The sequence below is a fragment of the Psychrobacter cibarius genome (assembly GCF_904845955.1).
Lineage (GTDB): Bacteria > Pseudomonadota > Gammaproteobacteria > Pseudomonadales > Moraxellaceae > Psychrobacter > Psychrobacter cibarius_B.
In genome coordinates this window covers 133,052-152,792 of sequence record NZ_CAJGYX010000005.1, presented here as the reverse complement: position 1 = coordinate 152,792, position 19,741 = coordinate 133,052, and the positions used below count along the sequence as shown (strand labels likewise).

Below are 19,741 nucleotides of genomic sequence, written 5' to 3'. Positions count from 1 at the left end.
ACAAAACAACGATAAAAGAGAGAGAAGAGGCAAAGAGTTTTAATCAGTCATTATGAATAAAAAACTTTATGGCGAATTATTTTATTGTTCAGCAGGTGCACGTAATAATAGCCATAAAAACAGTACCGTACCAACGACTCCGAAAACCGTTGCCACAGGCACTTCAAATGGATAGCGAATCGAGCGTCCAATAATATCGCACAATAGCACTGCCGAAGCGCCCAATAATGCCACCGCTGGTAAGCTACGGCGCAATTTATCCCCCATCAATCGGCTGACGATATTAGGCACGACCAAACCAATAAAAGGAATCATGCCAACAGTTACAACGACAACTGCACTCATCATCGCCACCATACCAACGCCAACCCATGTTACTTGTCGTTTGCTGATGCCTAAATTGAGCGCGATATTGTCACCCAAACCGACGATGGTCAGCTTGTCAGCAATGATATACGCCAGCACGCACAGTCCGCCTGTCAGCCATAGCAGCTCGTAACGACCTGCTAAGACGCCAGAGAAATCACCAAACTGCCAAACGCTGAGCATCTGTAATGATTCAGTTTGATAGGCGATAAAGGTGGTCATTGCCTCGATAATGCCACCGAAGACGATACCAATTAGCGGGATCATTAAAAAATCCGTCGGCGGAATGCGGTGGATCAGCAGCATAAACAGCATCATGCCAAATACCGCGGCGATGGTAGCCACACCCATTTTAACAATGAGCGCACTTGCTGGAAATAGCAGGCTAACCACCAATAATCCCAGTGCGGCGCTTTGAGTTGCACCGACCATCGATGGCTCAACGAAGCGGTTCTTGAGCACCACTTGAATAATCATCCCAGCAACTGCCATGGAAACACCGGTCAAGATAATAGCGATGGTACGCGGTAGGCGACTGACCAGTAGCAGTGAGCTGTCGGAGTTGGCGCTATGGTTGATAAGGCTGTGAAATATACCTGACCATGAAAAATCAGCGACCCCAATTGATAAGCTTAATAACACCAAAAGCCCCATAATAATGAGGCTGCCTGTGTTGATGACCCACGGCGGTATAGAAGCACGGCGATTTTTAGAACTTAGACCACAACTTGCACTTTTTTGCCAACTCGTTGATGCGGCTGGTAAAGTAGGGCGGGCTTTAACGCTGGTCTGCGCACGAGAGGAAAATAACGGCATATCAGCTACTGGCTTAAAGTGAGGGTTGGCAACTGACAGTGATGACAGTTGCCTAAAAACGAATGACGCTTATTTAACATGTTGCTTGTGTAGCATATTGCTTATTTAACGCATTCTTTATTTAGCGTTAGCAAAAGCCTCTTTAATGGTCGTCAAATCCTGCATCCATTGATAATAACCGCCAAAGGCAAGGTATGAGTCTGGGCTAAGGTAAACCACTTGATTGTTACTCCATGCGTTGGTTTGCGCGACCAATGGGTTGTCCAATACGGCTTTGGCACCCGCGCCATCTTCACCAATGGCGGCGCTGCGATCGACGACGAATAACCAGTCTGGATTGGTTTTTTGTATGTATTCAAACGAGATTGGCTGACCGTGGCGCGCATCGGCGATTTGGTCATCTGCCATTGGAATATCCAGCACGGTATGGATAAAACCGTAGCGGGATTTGTCGCCGTAGGCAGATAGCTTATTGCCATTGACCATGACCACTAAGCCTTTACCTTTATCTTTGGTTAATGTTTTGGTCTCATCAATGAGCCCGTCAATATTGCCTTGCAGTTTCGCTGCTTGAGCACTTTTACCGAACAATGCACCCAAATCATGCAAACGCTGCTTGCTCGATGCATAGATATTTGCGGTATCAATCGTCATGTCGAGCGTTGGCGCAATACTGGACAGCGCATCATATTTTTCTGCCATGCGTGAGCCGACCAAGATAGCTTGCGGCTGCATCGCGTTCAACGCCTCAAGATCTGGCTCAAATACGGTGCCGACAGTTTTTGGTTCAGGCTGTGTCTTAGACTGTAAATTGTCTAATTTTAGACCGCTTGGCATACCATCGACAGCAACATCAAGCGCAGCCAAATCCTGCATCAACGTCATATCATAGACCACCAACGGTGATGGATTCATTGCCAAGTCGACATTACCTTTTACCGTGTCGACCGTGATTTTTTCAACAGAGACCGCATCGTTATTAGCGACATTCGAGGCATGATCTGCTGTTTGATTTTCAGTTTTAGCGTCAGCGGGCTCGGAGTCGTTAGATTCAGGTGAGCTACAACCTGTCACACTGATCGTAGCAACCAGAGCGGTCACCATAGCAGTCAGTAAAGGGCGTTTGAAAAAAGGAGTAGAGCGGTTAGGCAATAAAGTAATAGACATAAATAACTCGGTATATCAGCTGGTTGGACAAAGGATGTATCAAATAATCGGTCATATAAAAGTAAAAAGAACCTCATCGGTATAATGCTTCACACCATACAATGCTCAACGGTATTACTTTTGACGTTATGATTTTTTATGGGTTGTTTTTACGCTTAGCTATTGAGACGTTTAACATGCCTTAATATCTTGAGATTTTGTAATCTTAAAGATTCGCAGTCGATTAGGGGTTATGATAAATTAATTGAGACTCATTATCAATACAAATGATAATGGTTTTTATTACGTCACTTTATTTATGATTTGTGGCGGCCTTGGCAAAATAACTCTGTATAGCGATATTTGAGAAAGGATGGTCGAATGATTAAGTAGGTTTTGCTTATTAATAACGCTAAAAGATAGGCCGATTATTTGCCTAATAAGTAAAATTATTATAAATTTATTATTGATAATAATTATCGTTTGCATTATTATCTACGCCATTCTACCTCGGTTAATGAATATTAGGGTGTTATGAGTTCAACGGATTTAGACGCGCCACCACTTAAATTGATACTCGCAGCTATTATTATAGTGGTGGGCTTGCACGTGCTGACGGCAGTCGCATTGGTGGCGATCAAGACGCCTGAGATAAAAGTTGAACCAAAAAAAGACACACCACCTATCGAGATAGAGATGGTGACGTTACCTGTCAAAACAGCCGTCCCTGAAGTAGAAAAAGTTCAGGAAGTAAAGCCCAAAAAAGCAGCGCCTAAAACAGAGTCAAAACCTGAACCTAAAAAACAAGCACCGTCAAAACCTAAAGTAGCTCCAGTAGTGAAGGCTAAGCAAAATGCACCAGAAAAACCGGTGGTAAAAGCCAAAAAGGCTGATATAGCACCTGTCGTAAAAGTAGAAAAAAAGAAGCCTGATATTATTAAAAAAGAGGTGTCGAAAAAGCCAATAGTAGAATCGAAGGTGGATACCTCAATGGCTGATAGTCAACGTGAAGCTGAAGAACGACGTAAAATGCTAGCAGCAGAATCACAAAAGGCCGCTCAAGAAGCCCATGATAGAGCAGTGCAAGACGCTAAGAAAATAGCCGATGCCAAGGCTGCCCGAGAGGCTCAAGCCGAAGCGAATGCCAGAAAAGCAGCAGAAGACAAAGCGGCTAAAGATGCCGCGCAAAAAGCCGCAGCCGCTGCAAGTAATGAACCTGTGAGCTTTACTGCTAGTGCTGCAGACTGGGCATCAGCGCCAAACTTTAGCTTTCCTACTCGAGCCGCTCGTAGAGCATCTTCGGGTGATACATTCAAAGTGGTATTGATATTAAGAGTGAATAAGCAGGGCGGTATTGATAGCGCCCGGGTTGCTCAATCTTCAGGCAATTCAATAGTAGATAAAGAGGCGCAGCGTCAAGTAAGCTCTGGAAAATTCAGACCTTTTACTAAAAATGGCGTGCCAGTCGTCGGTAATGTGACATTACCTGTTACTTATAATGTGCCATAAATACATGGTTATTAGTACCAAGCATCGGCGCAATCGCAAATAATCGAACAATGGTAATAAAATACAAAGGAGTCTGACATGGACTTTATGCAATACTGGCAAATCAGCGACATGGTGACAAAAACTTTGTTCTTTTTGTTGCTTGCTTTATCTATTCTTTCTTGGGTGACAGGCATCATTCGTGTGCTACAAAGCCGCAAATTGGCCGCCAATGTTGCAGATGATTTGAGTCAACAGATTCAAGTAAAGCAGGCTGAGATGATAGCAGCAGATGCCACTACTCGCCGTTTGGTTATTGAGCAGATCTTGCTCAAGCATATTGGTCGTTACCGTTTTGCCAGCGAGCGCGGTTTACCTATTCTTGGGACGACGGCTGCAATTGCGCCATTTATCGGTTTGTTTGGGACGGTATGGGGAATTTTTCATGCGCTACATAATATTGGCATGAGTGGGCAAGCGGGTTTGGGACAAGTGGCAGGGCCAGTCGGTGAGGCACTTATCATGACAGGTTTGGGGATCGCCGTGGCGATTCCAGCCGTGGTGTTTTATAACCTTGCAGTGCGTATCAATCGCCGTGTGATGTATCACGCCAACGATAGAGCGCATGACTTATTAGCACGTTCTGCCGAAATGGTTGTTACCCAGCAGCCGTTAACAGACAGCAAATCGCCTGTTACCCAAGATTCGTTAGCAAAGGGTATGCACTCAAACACAGCAGATGCTCAGCAAGTGACTCATTATCACAGTTCAGCCGCGTCGCAGCCTTAACGACTATCCATTGATGGGGCAGTTTGTTAGGCGATAGCCAAGCGAGCTATATTGCGAATAACCAAATGTATTGAGAGTGATTATGGCATTTCAATTGGGTGATGATGACAGTCAAAGTATGAGTGAGATGAACCTCATTCCGCTTATCGACATCATGCTGGTATTGATGATTATATTTCTATTGACGGCGACCGTACTGAATCCGACAGTGCCATTAGAGTTGCCGAAGACCAGTGCTGCGTTAAATGAGGCGCCACCAGAGGCTATTCAAATTAGCATCGATAAAGACGCAGGGATATTTTGGGACAGCGATGCGATTAGCATGGAGGAGTTAGAGGCACGGTTACAACAGCAAAGTGCTGGAGGTAAAGACCCCTCTGTACAATTGCGTGCTGACAAAGACAGTAAGTATGACACGGTCGCTCAAGTGCTAGCCGCTGCCAGTCAAGCAGGACTTACGAAGATAGCCTTTGTCAATGAATAAGGCGAGTCTATAAAAAACGTGATTATCATATGATGTTTGCTAGATAGCCAACGATCAAAAAGGTAGCTAATATAATAATAAAACAAAAATAATAAACTTTTCTCCAGCCTCAATGAGTACTTAAACCTCAAATTAAGTACTCATTGGGGTTTTCTTTTTACCAGCCATAGCCAAAGGGATGATAGCCGTAACCGAAGCGCCCAGACCCGTAGCCAAACGGATAAGGCGAACGTAGGTAATCGAGATCACGTTGACGGATATAGTAGTAACGTCCTTGCGCGTAAGCTTCTTCTAGCTTTTCGATGCCTTCGAGCGGACAAACGGGCTGCCAGTCGTAGCCTTCGCGACCAAGTTTATAAGCATTGAGCTCGGTGCAGTAGCTTTTGAGACCTTGCTGTCGCCCTTGCTCCCATTGTATGCGGTTGGGCATGGGACCACCTACCTTTGCGCAGCTATCAGCGTAATGACCGAAATAAGCACCTGAACGCCCTTGCAAGCCATCAGCATAGCCGACTTCTTGCCAGTTGCTTTCCTGACATTGCTGCGGGGTAAGATTTTGCGTCGTTGCACAGCCTGACAGGGTAAATAAGGCAGCGCCTACTAGCGAGAGGGTAAGTCCAGTTTTACTCATGAGTTTATGGACACATTTGCTCGCTAGTGAAGTGGTCGATGAGTTTCGCTTAAGAAGATAATTCATAATAAACCTGCGCGCGTTTAAAATTATGGTTTATCATAGCACTTTTTGATGCTGACAACTTTTTGTATCTCGTTTTTATGCTGTTTTTTATTCGAGCTAAGTGTTTGATCTATTAGCACATATAGCCAAGCCATCGAGATTCGAAAACGTGAGTGGTTGGTGATTATCAACTTATCATGCTTGATTTTTAACGGTTCGTGCTCATTATAAGCTTCTATATAGTAGCCAGTATTTAGACAATCATTCGTGAAACAGCCGCTCATTAGAACGCTACTGGTTAGAAAATGACTGGTTAAAAAGTTACTGCTCAAACAATCGATGATTGCTTTTTTATAGTTAGCTGGGTAATCACTGTCTTTGTTTTAGCCTGTTGTATAGATAGTAGCGGTTTTATTTTTTAGTACATTTTCATTTATCCAAAAGGCCGGACCATCATGGGAACATTCATTGGCGTTATCATTGTACTATTTGTATTAGGGAGTATGATGGCGCTCAAACCTAACGGTATCGATCAGCGTTTGGATAAGCTGCGCATGACCGCGCGTCGCTTACAATTGAATCCAAAGCTGGTGAGCTGCCCTGATTGGATCAAAGGTAAAGACAACGAATATGGGCGTGGAATGTTAGGTCAATACTGTTTAGTGTTAGATAATGTGCAGCTGCCGCACACGCGCTATCAAGTGATTGATGGGCAATGGAGACCAGATAGTAGTTTTGTCGATACAAGCAAAGATGATGTTAAGCTCACGATTCCAAGTGCGATTCGTGCTAATAACAGCACTAATAATACGATTATCAAGAAGACCAATTTTAGCTTGGATAAAGCGCCGCTAGACTTGCCAATCAGTATTGAGCCGTTTGTTAAAGGTTTGCTGACTAAGGCCAATAGTATCGTGATTTATTGGGAAGATATCGCTTATGTGCGTCCTTCATCCAATCCCGCTTATCAGCAAAAATTGATTGAAGCAGATTTGTTGGTGCTCAAAAAACAGCTTGAACAATGGGCGTCAGAGATGCAAAAGCGCCTATAAAACGGCTACAAGGTAGAAAATCATTTTTTAATCTCCATTTATAAGCAATATGCAAGCACTTTTGGCAAACTCTCAGTCATTTACAGTTGACAGTGTAACGCTTAGCAGTGTAACGTCTTTATAACTGACTCTTTATCTTATGGTTATTGTTTGTTTTATAAACGTTTTTTTTAAGCAGCTATTACTATAATGATTCACCGCGCTACTATAACTCACAATTATAAATTGCCATGCTGCTGTATTTATTCTTACTTTTAATTTACTCATATAATAATGGTGTCGTCACATATGGCAAAAACCGCAACCAAAAAAAGTCCAGCGCCCGCTGCTGGTAATCCCAAAGGCAGTCCAAAGGGCAAGTCTTTGGTGATTGTAGAATCACCTGCCAAGGCAAAAACAATCAATAAATACCTTGGCGATGACTTTATCGTGCGCTCCAGTATTGGTCATGTCCGTGATCTACCGGTTGGCGCAAGCAAAAGTGCAAAAAAACCAACAACGACTAAAAAAGATGACAGTCTAAGCAAAGAAGAAAAAACCCAGCAAGCCTTGGTACGGCGCATGGGCGTCGATCCAGAACATGACTGGGCAGCAGTTTATGAAGTATTACCAAATAAAACTAAGGTCATTAAAGAGCTGAAAGCCTTAGCTAAAGACGCTGACAAAATCTATCTGGCAACGGATATGGATAGAGAAGGGGAAGCGATTGCGTGGCATCTTAAAGAAGTCATCGGCGGCGCTGACAGTAAGTATGAGCGTGTGGTTTTTAACGAGATTACCAAATCTGCCATTCAAAATGCCTTTAAGCAGCCCTCCAAACTTGATATCGATCGTGTCAATGCCCAACAAGCGCGGCGCTTTTTAGACCGTGTCGTTGGCTTCATGGTATCGCCGCTGCTGTGGCAAAAGGTTGCTCGCGGTCTCTCTGCAGGTCGCGTTCAGTCAGTTGCTATGCGTTTGGTCGTAGAAAGAGAACATGAAATTCGCGCCTTTATACCAGAAGAGTATTGGCAAATTCATGCCGATACTCACGTTGCCAATAGCAAAAAGGACGCTGAGCAAATTGCGATTCGCTTAGAGGCGACCAAGCAAGGCGGCAAAACGCTTAAGCTCGTCAATAAAGAGCAGACAGATAAAGTCTTAGAAATTCTTAACTCAAGTGACTTTATCGTCAAAGAGCGTGAAGAGAAGCCTACGCAGTCGCGTCCGAGTGCGCCATTTATCACCTCGACATTGCAGCAAGCAGCCAGCACGCGATTGGGTTTTTCAGTTAAAAAGACCATGATTTTGGCACAGCGCTTATACGAAGCGGGTCATATTACTTATATGCGTACCGATTCGACTTTCTTATCTGGTGATGCACTTGCTGCGGTACGTGGCTATATCGAAGACAGCTATGGCGCAAAATACGTACCAGAAAAGCCAAATTTCTACGGCAACAAACAAGGCGCACAAGAGGCGCATGAGGCGATTCGTCCTTCTAACGTCAATATGAAGTCAACGCAGCTTAAAGGGGTTGAGCGTGATGCCATCCGCTTGTACGAGCTGATTTGGCGTCAGTTTGTCGCTTGTCAGATGCTGCCAGCAAAATACTTGTCAGTGAATCTATTCGTCGCTGCCAATGATGTCGAGTTAAAAGCACGTGGTCGTACGTTAGTATTTGATGGTTACACCAAGATTATGCCACCAGCAAAAACTGACGATACCTTATTACCGGACGTGAAAAAAGGCGATAAATTAATACTAGATAAGCTCGATCCGAGTCAGCATTTTACCAAGCCGCCACCGCGCTATACCGAGGCAAGTTTGGTGAAAGAGCTTGAGAAAAAAGGCATCGGTCGTCCATCAACTTATGCGTCTATCATCTCGACCATTCAAGATCGCGGCTATGTGAAGCTTGAAAATAAGCGCCTGTTTGCTGAAAAAATGGGTGATATCGTCACCGACAGACTAACCGCAAGCTTCCCAGATTTGATGGATTATACCTTTACCGCCGCGCTAGAAGACAAGCTTGACCATGTCGCAGAAGGTGATACAGATTGGAAAGATGTCCTCGATAATTTCTATGGCGACTTCAAAACAACGCTTGATCGCGCCAAAGAAAAAGACGGTATGCGTCCAAATGATCCAACTGACGTACCAGACGTGCATTGCGATCTTTGCGATCGTCCAATGCAATTACGTACTGGCTCAACGGGTGTATTCTTAGGTTGTACTGGCTATAATTTACCGCCAAAAGAGCGCTGTAAAGGCACTAAGAATTTAATGCCCGTCGAAGCTTTTGCCAATCTTGATGAGGCAGAAGGCGATGATGAAGCGGCAGAAGTTCGCGATTTGATGGAGAAAAAGCGTTGCCCGAAATGTAGCACGGCAATGAATGGTTATATCGTCGATGGCGGTCTGAAACTGCATGTGTGTGGTAACAATCCTGATTGTGATGGTTATGTCTTAGAAGAAGGCAAGTTCGAAGTGCCTGGCTCTGATTCTCCAACCATTGACTGTAATAAGTGCGATGGACAAATGGAGCTAAAGACGGGACGTTTTGGTCCTTACTTCGCTTGTCAGCAATGTGATAATACGCGTAAAGTGCTAAAAACAGGCGAAGCCGCACCGCCGCGCATGGATCCTATTCATCTGCCAGAGCTGAAATCAAACAAGCACGATGATTACTTTATCTTGCGTGAAGGGGCAGCTGGGATGTTCTTGGCAGCGTCTAAATTCCCGAAAGTACGCGAGACACGCGCACCCAAGCTGGCTGAGCTACGCGAAATCAAAGATAAAATGGAAGATAAATTCCAGTATTTGTTTGAAGGTCCAGATGAAGATCCAGATGGTAATCCCACCATTTTGCGCTGGTCACGTAAGAAGAAGGAGCAATATATCGGCTCTGAGAAAAATGGCAAGGCCACACGTTGGGGTGTGTATTGGCGTAATGGCAAGTGGGTAGAGGAGTAAGTCTCCTTTACTTTTTATCTTGATGATTGATTGTTAATATATGAGCTTCTGTATCACCAATATTGTTTTAAGCTATAAAATTTTGAACAAAAAAAACCTCTTAGAATCTAAGAGGTTTTTTTGTGCTATTCATATTTGTGATATCAATAACAGCTAAGTTCATATGCTATTAGTTCTTTTCGATGATACCGCAAGCAACGCGGTCGCCTGCATTACCAGCTGGTTGGCTAGTATAGTCATCAGCACCGCTATGCACGATAAAGGCTAGACGATTAACGCTATATTTACCAGCATCAGCGACAGAGATTTTCTTATTCACATAGTTAATAGTAGCCACGCCATCTGCATTGGCAGTCAGGTTAGGCAAGTCGCCAGCATGACCATTCATATCGTCAGGATTAGAGTGAGGCTTATTGTCTGGATTAAAGTGACCACCTGCCGCTTTACCCATATCAGCACAGCTACCCGTTTCATGGATATGTAGTGAGACTGTCTTGCCCGGCTGCAAATTCATCAGCTTACCGTAAACTTGTACGCCGCCATCCACAGGGCGTAAGAATACTTGACCCACTTCATTTTTATTACCAGCGACTGCATTGATAGTAGATTTTAAGGCAGGTTGGCTAAGTGGATTGCCAGTTTGCATTTGACCTTCGACGGTTTGACAACCCGTCATTACTAACGCTGAACCACATAATAGCGCACTTGCAAGCATCGTCTTATTCATTATTATCTCCAATTATTTTTAATATTTAGTTATTTTTGATAAGAAGCTAACTCTTGAAGGTTTATAGATAAATACCTTTTGATTTCTATAAACATTCGTTAATGTCGTCATCAGTATAGCTAAGGATTAGATATAGTTATTCATCAAATGCGCAACAATCGGTTAATAAATGTAAGTATCGTATGGGTTTGAAAATTGTTTACGGTATTTTCTTTACTTCGTTTTGCCATACTAAAGTTTCGCCTGATTCTAACTTTTGAGTAAGGAGATAGCTGGATTCAGAATTATCAGAAGGATTAGATACTCTCTGCGTATCAAGATTGATCAGTGTTAACTGACTAGAACTATAAAGCATTAGGCGGCTAAGACTTGATTCAATATCATCAATGTCATCACCACACCCTACCATCGTTGAAGGGTTGCCACCAATTAGCAACGTTTGATTAGTAGATAAAGCATAAGACCCACCAGCCCCATTGCATCCGACAGAAAATCCAATACCTTGGCTAAAACTACTTTGCTGAGGATTGCTATAATCATGTGAACCAAGCCTGTAGTTTGCAGTAATAGGTACATCTGGACGATTAAATTTATTAATAGTTTTATTGGTGTCGTCAGTTGCACTAATAAGACGCCATTGGTATCGCTCTAATAATTCATTGATAAGCGGTATGCCCGCCACAGGATATTCAGGCTTGGGCGCACCCGAAAAAATCAGTGTTTTTCCTTTATTGGTTTTTAGAGCCAGCTGTTTTAATGTCTTGTTAGAACTCTGTGCAGAATTTGGTAGTACTGGATCAAATCTGAAAGCTGTATCTGAATAGGGTATAAAAACACTATTTATGACATTTCCTGTTTTGTTTTTGATTGTGTTTTTATTACTAAAATTTTCGATAATTGAATGGTTTACTGTGATGCAGTTATCATTATCAGATGGTTCTCTGACATCGATTTGCCCGTAAAGGTACGGTAATGGTAACCACATATCAAAAGAAACTTGGTGACGTTGACAGCCTTCTGTAAATATTAAAAGGCTTGGATGTACCTCCATTATCAAAGGCAGCTTTTGGTTAAAAGCCTTGATTCGACCCTTATCATCGCTGACATAGGTTAATTGCCACTCATATTTTGTGGTGGTTTGAAACAGTCTGGATTCGAGCGTGGTTGCTGACCAGTTTTTATCGTCGATAACGGTCTTGGTTTGTGCTGAATGATTAAGGTTGTTGGTTTGGCAGCCTAACAAAGCGAGGGGTAGTAATGTGCTTATTACAACTAGAGGCACCCTTAAATGATTTAACATTGCACTTTCCTAATTAATAAACATTTGTTTAAAATATAGCACAGAGTTTTAACAAGATTGTTTTTTGTTTTTGCCAAAAAAAGCCGCCCATCATTACGATGAGCGGTTTTTTGATTTATAAGACTGGATTAGTAACTAATCAGATTAGTTATGCAGCGCTTTCCCTGCAGTTTTATCGACTGTTACTTTCGCAGGCTTAAGCGGAACTGGCATACTGACCAAAGCAACTTTTAATATCTCATCAATCGTTGCCACTGGCTGAATAGTCAGACCGGCTTTGACGTTATCGGGAATATCGGCCAAGTCACGCTCATTAGTCGCCGGAATCAAGACATGCTTGATTCCACCTCGATGAGCAGCTAGTAGCTTCTCTTTGAGACCACCGATACGCAGGATTTTACCGCGCAGTGTAATCTCACCCGTCATAGCGATATCTGGACGAATAGCAATGCCCGTTAACGCAGAAACTAGCGCTGTGGTTAGCGCCCCACCAGCCGATGGGCCATCTTTCGGCGTGGCACCTTCTGGCATATGCACATGGACGTCAGTAGTCTTAAAGGTTTCATAGTCGATACCCAAACTATCACCGCGAGCACGAACCACACTCATGGCGGCGCGAATTGACTCTTTCATCACGTCACCGAGCGAACCAGTAAAGCTCAGCTCGCCTTTACCTTTCATCGCGACCGCTTCGATGGTTAATAGCTCACCACCGACTTGGGTCCACGCAAGCCCAGTAATACGACCAATTTCAGGCTCTTCTTCCGCCAGACCGTAGTCATACTGATGCACGCCGAGATAATCATCGATATTTTTGTCATCGACCACAACCAGCTGACGTTCTGCTTTTTTCGGAGCGCGGGCGCCATGGCTTTCAACCGAACCGCGAACCACTTTACGGCAGATTTTATTGACTTCACGCTCAAGGTTACGCACACCTGCTTCACGCGTATAGCTTCGCACGATACTATGCAATGCCGCTTCGACAATCTCAATTTCGCCCTCTTTAAGACCATTATTTTTAATGGCTTTTGGCACGAGGTACTTCTGGGCAATATTGACCTTTTCTTCTTCGGTATAACCCGGCAGACGAATGACTTCCATACGGTCCAGCAGGGCAGGTGGGATATCCATGCTGTTAGCCGTACAGATAAACATCACTTGCGATAAATCTAAATCCATATCGAGATAATGGTCGTTAAAAGTATCGTTCTGTGATGGATCTAACACTTCAAGCAACGCTGATGCTGGATCACCGCGGAAGTCTTGCGCCATTTTATCGATTTCATCTAACAAAAACAGCGGGTTTTTAACTTCAACTTTGGCCAGTGATTGGACAATTTTACCCGGCATCGCACCGATATAAGTACGGCGATGACCACGAATCTCTGCTTCATCACGCACGCCGCCAAGCGCCATACGCACAAACTTACGACCAGTCGCACGGGCAATCGACTCGCCTAATGAGGTTTTACCAACACCTGGAGGACCGACTAAACAAAGAATCGGACCACGGAGTTTTTTCACACGTGATTGTACGGCTAGGTATTCTAAGATGCGATCTTTCACATCTTGCAAGCCGTAATGATCTTCGTCCAATACTGTTTTTGCTTTTTCTAAATTGATGGAAACCTTGGTTGTGGCATTCCACGGTGTGTCCAAAATCCATTCAATATAGTTGCGCACCACTGACGATTCACTCGAGGCAGGTGGCATCATTTTGAGCTTTTTCAGCTCTTGATCCGCTTTTTTGCGCACATCTTCTGGCAAGTCGGCATCTTCTAGACGCTGCTCTAGCTCAGCCACATCATCTTCGCCATCGAACGCACCGTCATTCATATCTGACAGCTCATTTTTAATGGCTTTCATCTTCTCGTTTAAGAAGTATTCGCGCTGATTGTCTTCCATTTGCTGACGGACCGCTTCTTGGATATCTTGCTCGATATTTTGTTCAGCGCTTTGTTTAACCAAATATTCGGTTAAGGTATTGATATGGGTTTTAAGATCATCATTTTCTAAGAATGATTGCTTAATATCTAAATCCATCGACACACGGGTTGAGATGAAATAAACCAGCTCAAGCAAGTCATCGATACGTTTTGCCACACGAGTCAGCTCGCGAGCATTACGCAGACGCGCATCTGCATAACTTTCAAACAATGTAGTTAATGCTTGAATCGTGTTTTTCTGCTGGCTCTCATCCATACTGACATCAAGGTCAGCACGCTCAAAGCTTGCCATCAATAATGTGTCGTGATTTTCTATAGTATCAACGCGCGCACGATATTGACCTTCGATCAATACTTTGATGCAGTTCTCATCACTGTCATGCGGCATGGTACTGACGATGCGGCAAACCGTCCCGTATTGATACAAGTTATCTTGATCGATGTCTTCAGTCAGTGAGTCTTTTTGTGCCACGACCAAGACTTTATTGCCATACTCAGCCTGTGCCAATTCAACGGCTTTTACCGATGGCTCACGACCGACGAACAAGGCAATCTGCATGTGCGGATAAACGACAACATCGCGCAATGCCAGTAGTGGTAAATAGTTTTCTGTACCGTCACCTTTTATACTATCGTCTTTCGCGTCATCGTCTTCAACAGTGTTGTCCTTGTCATCATTATCTTTATCATCACTATCTTTGCTATCACCATCTTCAAAGCGATCAGCTGTTGCAGCTACATCACCTGTCGTATCGTCAGGCGCGTTGTCTCGCTCTTGATCATCAGCGATAGTAGATGAAACGTCGACATCGATGTCGATATTGTCTTGGGCAATTTTATGTTCACTCATATATTCTTCCTCGTTCACCAGACTTGTAAAGTCAAGTTCGTGGTTCATGTTTAGATAAATGGTGCTCACCGATAAAATTGCAAGGCTTGTAGGCAAAGTCACACGCTTATCTGCGCAAAATAGTTATATCTATCTAAAGACTGCGAGTCATATTGTTATTCATAATTTTAAATATTAGCTGACATTCAATGTATACAGAGCATTGGTAAGAAGTGCGTAGCTAACACCTATTGGGTTCTGTGCGTAGGATTTGTGTGCAAAATAAGGTAAACTGACGCGCGTCTTAAACGGTGGTTTTAGCGTCAAGCGGTTTAGAGGCGAGGGTGATATCCATCGCCCATGAGATATTAATAGGTCTTAATCAGGCTATAGCAGACAGAATAAGAGGCAATATATGACCATCAATGCGGTACTGCTGGCAGTCGTCATCATGCTAGGGCTGTCTTTGGCGCGTGTACACGTGGTACTCAGCTTATTAATCGGTGCGCTGGTAGGCGGACTCATCGCTGGTTTGGGTATGACCGATACTTTGAATGCCTTTCAAGAAGGTATCCGTAATGGCGCGCAAATCGCCCTGTCTTATGCGCTGCTTGGGGCGTTTGCGGTGGCAATCGCGCATTCCGGCTTGCCACAGTCACTGGCAGGGGCGGTGATCAAACGCATTGATGTGGGCGGCCCAAGTATAAAAGCAGGTGGCATGATTAAATACATGCTGTTTGCAGGTTTAATCACCATGAGCTGCTTTAGCCAAAACTTAATTCCTATTCATATTGCCTTTATTCCATTGCTAGTACCGCCATTATTGCTCGCCTTCAATCGTATGCACATCGATAGACGTTTAATTGCTTGTCTACTGACTTTTGGTCTTGTGACTACTTACATGTTTATTCCGTATGGCTTTGGCGATATTTATCTCAATCAAATCATGCTGAAAAACGTCGGCGAAGCAGGCATTGATATCAGTAACATCTCAGTCACCAAAGCCATGGCAATTCCGGCTTTGGGTATGTTTGTAGGCTTGCTCGTCGCCGTATTTATCAGCTACCGTAAACCGCGCCAGTATCAGCAGCTAGCAATTGATAAAGCTGCGCATGATGAAGTGTTAGAGGGTGACGCGTTAAGCAAAACCGCGGCTGGTGCGCAAACACAAAGCAAGATGAAAACGTTGGTGGCGCTTGCCGCGATTGTGACGGCATTTGTGGTGCAGATGTATACCGACTCACTTTTGCTTGGCTCAATGTTTGGCTTTGGCGTCTTTATGGCGACGGGCGTCGTTAAATGGAGTGAAGCCGATACAGTCTTTAATGACGGTATCAAGCTGATGGCGATGATTGGCTTTATTATGATTACCGCGCAAGGCTTTGCAGAAGTGATGAAAGCAACTGATCAGATTCAGCCATTAGTTGATGGTGCCGCGTCATTATTCGCAGGTAATAAAGCGATAGCGGCATTTATTATGCTGTTAATTGGTTTAATTGTGACCATGGGTATTGGTTCGTCATTCTCAACCATTCCTATTTTGGCCGCGATTTATGTACCACTATGTATCTCGTTAGGGCTCTCGCCATTGGCAACCGTGGCGATTATTGGTACGGCTGGCGCGTTGGGCGATGCAGGTTCTCCAGCATCAGATTCGACTCTTGGACCTACTTCTGGTCTAAACATCGACGGTCAGCATGACCATATCAAGGACAGTGTGGTGCCGACATTCTTGCATTACAACATTCCATTATTGATATTTGGTTGGATTGCGGCGATGGTGTTGTAAGGTTGTAAAATATCTAAGTTATAAGATAATGAAAAAAAGACGCTTTTCTAAGCGTCTTTTTGGTTTTCAAAAAATCATTTAATTAGGAAAAATCTTAAGAAACCAATGTTATCTCTTCATTGTGTGAGCCTTGTTTAAAGTCTCTTATCCCTTTAGATAGAAGGTATAGAAAAAATAACTCAATCGCAGGATCATAAATCCGCTCTAGTTTTAGATTGCCATTACTGTAGTCTATGATTGATAAACCAAATAAAACTAGCAAAATTAATAAGACTATAGGAGAAATTATGGCAATAAAGCGGTGAAAAAATATATTATTAGGCTGCCTTATTCGTTTTATTTCAATATAAGTTGTCAATGCAAAGGTATAAAATGCAACTAACGCAAAAGAAAAAATTCTCAGCTCGTCAATATCAAAATCATTGTAATCATAAATATAAGCAGCTGGTGTAAGAAACAACATAATTACCCAAAAGTAAAAGCAGACTTGTAATGAAGCGGGTGACATGAACTCTTTTTTTGCTTTATTCATGGTAGATTGAACCAATGTTGTAATGATAATTATTTACAGTAATTGTATTTCATAATTTAAAAATAAACAATAGTCCATATCATGTAATATATCAAGAGGCTACTAATATAGTGGCTTTTCAATTGACCAGTTGGTTATTTCTTAGTTATCTGTATTTTTATCAAAATCTTTCAACTCACCATTCAAATTACTCAGAAACGCATCACTTTGCTCGAGCAACTCATTCAAGCGTTCTTCATTGACTAGCAGTGTCATCTCCTCAGAGCTAAAAGGTTGCTCTTGACTGTAGTAACACAACTCTCTAGCGTCCTCGTTACCTAACGTTTGCAAATACTCATCCACATGATCAGCGCTAGAGTTAGTATCCATCGCTTGCTTATCCTCTTTCATCAAAACCACCTTATGCCGCTTGGGGTAATTAAGCCATCTAATGGCACATCCCACGGCTGTCGTTGCAGTGTTTGAACCACTTGAAAATCATAACACCAACCAATCTTAAGCGGTTTCTTAGCACCAGAGCGATAGCCTTTGCCTAATGTCGTATCATAAAAGCCGCCACCCATGCCCATACGATTGCCGTTGAGATCTACTGCCACGAGCGGACAGATAATCACATCCAATTCTCGCGCCCAAAGTAGACGGCGATGATGGTTTTGTTTCATGCCTAAGCTATGAATACGAGTCGGTATGTTTAACAGCTTTGATTGATAAATAGGTACGAAACGTAGATGTTTATCATCGCTGCCATTGCTGGCACGACCAAGCGAGCCGACGACTGGTAAATAAGGTAAATAGCCTGAGCCTTGACACCAAGTTAGCAGTGGCTGAGTAGGTAGCTCACCAAAGCCATCGTAGTACAGTCCAATACGTGCGTTTTTTGGTAGCCGCTGCTGTAGCTTAGATAGGTGCAAGCTTGCCATGCGCGCGTAATGTCTACGTTCGCCAGCCGTTAATTGCCGACGCTGGTGGGTAAATTGCCGTCTCGGCGGATTGCTAACGGTAGATGTCTGAAGCTCAGAATGTTTTAACTCAGGATGCATAGATAGACTATCCAATAATGTATTAAATTGATGATGGCTGTTGCTTGTAGAGAGCAGCAATGGCTATTTGTGAATATTCAACACGGTCTAGTCATGCTATCATAACGCCACTTTACCGCGTATTTTCCTTTATGTGCAGCGTGTGCTGCACTTTTTTCGAAGCAGCTATACAACAAACCATCAAAGAGGGTAGTTATGTCGACACAGAATCAGGCAACTCGTACCGAAAAAGATACCATGGGCAACGTGGAAGTCCCAGCTGACGCTTATTGGGGTGCGCAAACTCAGCGTAGCCGTGAGAACTTTAAAATCGGTGGCGAGACTTTGCCACGTCCAATGATTGAAGCAATGGCATTGGTCAAAAAAGCCGCTGCAATCACCAATGCAAGCCTAGAGCGTATCGACGCTGACAAGCGCGATTTAATCGTGCAAGCCGCTGATGAAATCATCAATGGTGGTCTAACGGATCAGTTCCCATTGGTTGTATGGCAGACAGGTTCTGGCACCCAGTCAAACATGAACATGAACGAAGTATTGGCGAATCGTGCCAACGAAATTGCTGGCAATGAGCGTGGCAGCTATACGCCGATTCACCCAAATGACCATGTCAATCATGCTCAATCTACCAACGACAGCTTCCCAACGGCGATTCGTGTTGCCGCTGCTCGTGAAATCAACAGCCTGCTTATCCCAGCGGTAAAAGCACTACGTGATACCTTGGCTGCTAAAGCGAAAGAATTTGATAGCATTGTTAAAATTGGTCGTACGCATTTACAAGACGCGACGCCTTTGACTTTAGGTCAAGAATTTAGCGGCTATGTAAGTCAACTTGACCATTCATTGACTCGTATCGATAACGCGCTACAAGGTCTATATGAATTGCCACTAGGCGGTACAGCGGTTGGTACGGGTCTAAACGCCCATCCTGATTATGCGGTAAAATCAGCTGAGCAATTGGCTGAATTAACAGGCTTGCCGTTCGTAACGTCACCGAATAAATTTGAAGCACTAGCGGCTCGTGATGCGGAAGTATTTGCTTCTGGCGCACTAAAAACGCTAGCAGCTAGCTTAAATAAAATCGCTAACGATGTACGTTGGTTGGCATCAGGTCCTCGTTGTGGTTTAGGCGAATTGACTATTCCTGAAAATGAGCCAGGCTCATCTATCATGCCGGGTAAAGTAAACCCAACTCAGTCAGAAGCATTGACGATGGTTGTCGCTCAAGTCATGGGTAACGACGTAACGATCAGCATGGCTGGCGCATCGGGTAACTTTGAGCTAAACGTGTACAAGCCAGTTATCGCGTTTAACTTATTGCAATCTATCAAACTATTGGGTGATGGCTGCAACAGCTTCAACGAAAACTGTGCCGTTGGTATCGAGCCAGTAAAAGACAAAATCGATGACTTTTTGCATAACTCATTGATGCTAGTGACTGCATTGAATCGTCATGTAGGTTATGAAAACGCTGCGAAAATCGCTAAAACTGCTTATAAAGAAAACAAGACCTTGAAGCAAGTTGCGGTTGAGTTGGAATTGCTAACTGAAGCGCAGTTTGATGAGTGGGTTATTCCTGCTGATATGGTAAATCCTAAGTAAGCAGTAGACCAAATAATGACCTGCTACGGTGTCAGACTTGCTTAATGTATGACAGGTGCCATTTGCGCCCGTATTCATTGTAGTAGTGTCATATTTGTTCCACTGAGAAGTAAGTTGTAAAAAAGACCTTGCCATCCTTAATATACGGATGTGCAGGGTCTTTTTTTTATCTATCAATTGAAGCGCATACATCGAGAGAAACAA

16 protein-coding genes are annotated in these 19,741 nt (G+C 43.5%); 7 read left to right on the top strand and 9 right to left on the bottom strand.

Going from position 1 to position 19,741, the window contains the following annotated elements; all coding sequences use genetic code 11:
* Positions 1-81: 81 nt before the first annotated feature.
* The gene (locus JMV76_RS11010; protein ID WP_265090295.1) at positions 82-1,182 is read right to left on the bottom strand and encodes an ABC transporter permease; all 1,101 of its coding nucleotides are present in this window, start codon (positions 1,180-1,182) and stop codon (positions 82-84) included.
* A 117-nt stretch (positions 1,183-1,299) separates the two neighbouring features.
* Positions 1,300-2,349 carry a siderophore ABC transporter substrate-binding protein gene (locus JMV76_RS11005; RefSeq protein ID WP_201502714.1) on the bottom strand — a complete coding sequence of 350 codons (1,050 nt, stop codon included), beginning with the start codon at positions 2,347-2,349 and terminating at the stop codon, positions 1,300-1,302.
* Positions 2,350-2,862: 513 nt separating this feature from the next.
* Here JMV76_RS11005 and JMV76_RS11000 point away from each other — a divergent pair.
* The 3 genes from JMV76_RS11000 to JMV76_RS10990 all read left to right on the top strand — a co-directional run bounded on the left by JMV76_RS11000 (position 2,863) and on the right by JMV76_RS10990 (position 5,089).
* The gene (locus JMV76_RS11000) at positions 2,863-3,837 is read left to right on the top strand and encodes an energy transducer TonB (RefSeq protein WP_201502713.1); all 975 of its coding nucleotides are present in this window, start codon (positions 2,863-2,865) and stop codon (positions 3,835-3,837) included.
* Between the two features lie 78 nt (positions 3,838-3,915).
* Positions 3,916-4,605, top strand: a complete 690-nt coding sequence (locus JMV76_RS10995; protein WP_201502712.1) for a MotA/TolQ/ExbB proton channel family protein — start codon at positions 3,916-3,918, stop codon at positions 4,603-4,605.
* Positions 4,606-4,687: 82 nt separating this feature from the next.
* Positions 4,688-5,089 carry an ExbD/TolR family protein gene (locus JMV76_RS10990; RefSeq protein ID WP_045444454.1) on the top strand — a complete coding sequence of 134 codons (402 nt, stop codon included), beginning with the start codon at positions 4,688-4,690 and terminating at the stop codon, positions 5,087-5,089.
* Between the two features lie 157 nt (positions 5,090-5,246).
* Here the strand turns inward: JMV76_RS10990 and JMV76_RS10985 are convergent, their stop codons facing one another.
* Entirely contained in the window at positions 5,247-5,720 is a 474-nt protein-coding gene (locus JMV76_RS10985) for a DUF2799 domain-containing protein (protein ID WP_201502711.1), read from the bottom strand.
* Between the two features lie 500 nt (positions 5,721-6,220).
* Between JMV76_RS10985 and JMV76_RS10980 the strand changes: the two genes are divergently transcribed.
* Both JMV76_RS10980 and topA read left to right on the top strand, forming a co-directional pair.
* On the top strand, positions 6,221-6,817 hold the full coding sequence (locus tag JMV76_RS10980) for a hypothetical protein (protein WP_201502710.1): 597 nt from the start codon (positions 6,221-6,223) through the stop codon (positions 6,815-6,817).
* A 288-nt stretch (positions 6,818-7,105) separates the two neighbouring features.
* Positions 7,106-9,772 (top strand): type I DNA topoisomerase, encoded by a 2,667-nt coding sequence (topA, locus tag JMV76_RS10975; RefSeq protein ID WP_201502709.1) that lies wholly within the window; start codon positions 7,106-7,108, stop codon positions 9,770-9,772.
* 169 nt (positions 9,773-9,941) lie between these two features.
* On the opposite strand, the gene JMV76_RS10970 is transcribed toward topA, so the two are convergent.
* The 3 genes from JMV76_RS10970 to lon all read right to left on the bottom strand — a co-directional run bounded on the left by JMV76_RS10970 (position 9,942) and on the right by lon (position 14,376).
* Positions 9,942-10,499 carry a superoxide dismutase family protein gene (locus JMV76_RS10970; RefSeq protein WP_045444459.1) on the bottom strand — a complete coding sequence of 186 codons (558 nt, stop codon included), beginning with the start codon at positions 10,497-10,499 and terminating at the stop codon, positions 9,942-9,944.
* Between the two features lie 199 nt (positions 10,500-10,698).
* Entirely contained in the window at positions 10,699-11,799 is a 1,101-nt protein-coding gene (locus tag JMV76_RS10965) for a hypothetical protein (RefSeq protein WP_201502708.1), read from the bottom strand.
* A 144-nt stretch (positions 11,800-11,943) separates the two neighbouring features.
* Positions 11,944-14,376 carry an endopeptidase La gene (gene lon / locus JMV76_RS10960; protein WP_201502790.1) on the bottom strand — a complete coding sequence of 811 codons (2,433 nt, stop codon included), beginning with the start codon at positions 14,374-14,376 and terminating at the stop codon, positions 11,944-11,946.
* Between the two features lie 616 nt (positions 14,377-14,992).
* Here lon and JMV76_RS10955 point away from each other — a divergent pair.
* On the top strand, positions 14,993-16,366 hold the full coding sequence (locus JMV76_RS10955) for a Na+/H+ antiporter family protein (protein WP_201502707.1): 1,374 nt from the start codon (positions 14,993-14,995) through the stop codon (positions 16,364-16,366).
* A gap of 94 nt (positions 16,367-16,460) precedes the next feature.
* Here the strand turns inward: JMV76_RS10955 and JMV76_RS10950 are convergent, their stop codons facing one another.
* The 3 genes from JMV76_RS10950 to JMV76_RS10940 all read right to left on the bottom strand — a co-directional run bounded on the left by JMV76_RS10950 (position 16,461) and on the right by JMV76_RS10940 (position 17,938).
* The gene (locus tag JMV76_RS10950; protein WP_201502706.1) at positions 16,461-16,898 is read right to left on the bottom strand and encodes a hypothetical protein; all 438 of its coding nucleotides are present in this window, start codon (positions 16,896-16,898) and stop codon (positions 16,461-16,463) included.
* A 141-nt stretch (positions 16,899-17,039) separates the two neighbouring features.
* Positions 17,040-17,288 carry a hypothetical protein gene (locus JMV76_RS10945; protein WP_201502705.1) on the bottom strand — a complete coding sequence of 83 codons (249 nt, stop codon included), beginning with the start codon at positions 17,286-17,288 and terminating at the stop codon, positions 17,040-17,042.
* Positions 17,288-17,938, bottom strand: a complete 651-nt coding sequence (locus tag JMV76_RS10940; protein ID WP_201502704.1) for a 5-formyltetrahydrofolate cyclo-ligase — start codon at positions 17,936-17,938, stop codon at positions 17,288-17,290. Before JMV76_RS10940 ends, JMV76_RS10945 begins: the two co-directional genes overlap by 1 nt.
* A gap of 195 nt (positions 17,939-18,133) precedes the next feature.
* Here JMV76_RS10940 and fumC point away from each other — a divergent pair, with 195 nt between their 5' ends.
* On the top strand, positions 18,134-19,537 hold the full coding sequence (gene fumC, locus JMV76_RS10935; RefSeq protein ID WP_201502703.1) for a class II fumarate hydratase: 1,404 nt from the start codon (positions 18,134-18,136) through the stop codon (positions 19,535-19,537).
* Positions 19,538-19,741 lie beyond the last annotated feature (204 nt).

Excerpts from the sequence above, each read along its gene's own strand:
- topA (WP_201502709.1), top strand. The coding sequence starts at position 7,106 with ATGGCAAAAACCGCAACCAAAAAAAGTCCAGCGCCCGCTGCTGGTAAT.
- JMV76_RS10965 (WP_201502708.1), bottom strand. The coding sequence starts at position 11,799 with ATGTTAAATCATTTAAGGGTGCCTCTAGTTGTAATAAGCACATTACTA.
- JMV76_RS10950 (WP_201502706.1), bottom strand. The coding sequence starts at position 16,898 with ATGAATAAAGCAAAAAAAGAGTTCATGTCACCCGCTTCATTACAAGTC.
- JMV76_RS11005 (WP_201502714.1), bottom strand. The coding sequence starts at position 2,349 with ATGTCTATTACTTTATTGCCTAACCGCTCTACTCCTTTTTTCAAACGC.
- JMV76_RS10980 (WP_201502710.1), top strand. The coding sequence starts at position 6,221 with ATGGGAACATTCATTGGCGTTATCATTGTACTATTTGTATTAGGGAGT.
- JMV76_RS10970 (WP_045444459.1), bottom strand. The coding sequence starts at position 10,499 with ATGAATAAGACGATGCTTGCAAGTGCGCTATTATGTGGTTCAGCGTTA.
- JMV76_RS10985 (WP_201502711.1), bottom strand. The coding sequence starts at position 5,720 with ATGAGTAAAACTGGACTTACCCTCTCGCTAGTAGGCGCTGCCTTATTT.
- JMV76_RS10955 (WP_201502707.1), top strand. The coding sequence starts at position 14,993 with ATGACCATCAATGCGGTACTGCTGGCAGTCGTCATCATGCTAGGGCTG.
- JMV76_RS10940 (WP_201502704.1), bottom strand. The coding sequence starts at position 17,938 with ATGCATCCTGAGTTAAAACATTCTGAGCTTCAGACATCTACCGTTAGC.
- JMV76_RS11000 (WP_201502713.1), top strand. The coding sequence starts at position 2,863 with ATGAGTTCAACGGATTTAGACGCGCCACCACTTAAATTGATACTCGCA.
- JMV76_RS10995 (WP_201502712.1), top strand. The coding sequence starts at position 3,916 with ATGGACTTTATGCAATACTGGCAAATCAGCGACATGGTGACAAAAACT.
- fumC (WP_201502703.1), top strand. The coding sequence starts at position 18,134 with ATGTCGACACAGAATCAGGCAACTCGTACCGAAAAAGATACCATGGGC.
- JMV76_RS11010 (WP_265090295.1), bottom strand. The coding sequence starts at position 1,182 with ATGCCGTTATTTTCCTCTCGTGCGCAGACCAGCGTTAAAGCCCGCCCT.
- JMV76_RS10945 (WP_201502705.1), bottom strand. The coding sequence starts at position 17,288 with ATGAAAGAGGATAAGCAAGCGATGGATACTAACTCTAGCGCTGATCAT.
- JMV76_RS10990 (WP_045444454.1), top strand. The coding sequence starts at position 4,688 with ATGGCATTTCAATTGGGTGATGATGACAGTCAAAGTATGAGTGAGATG.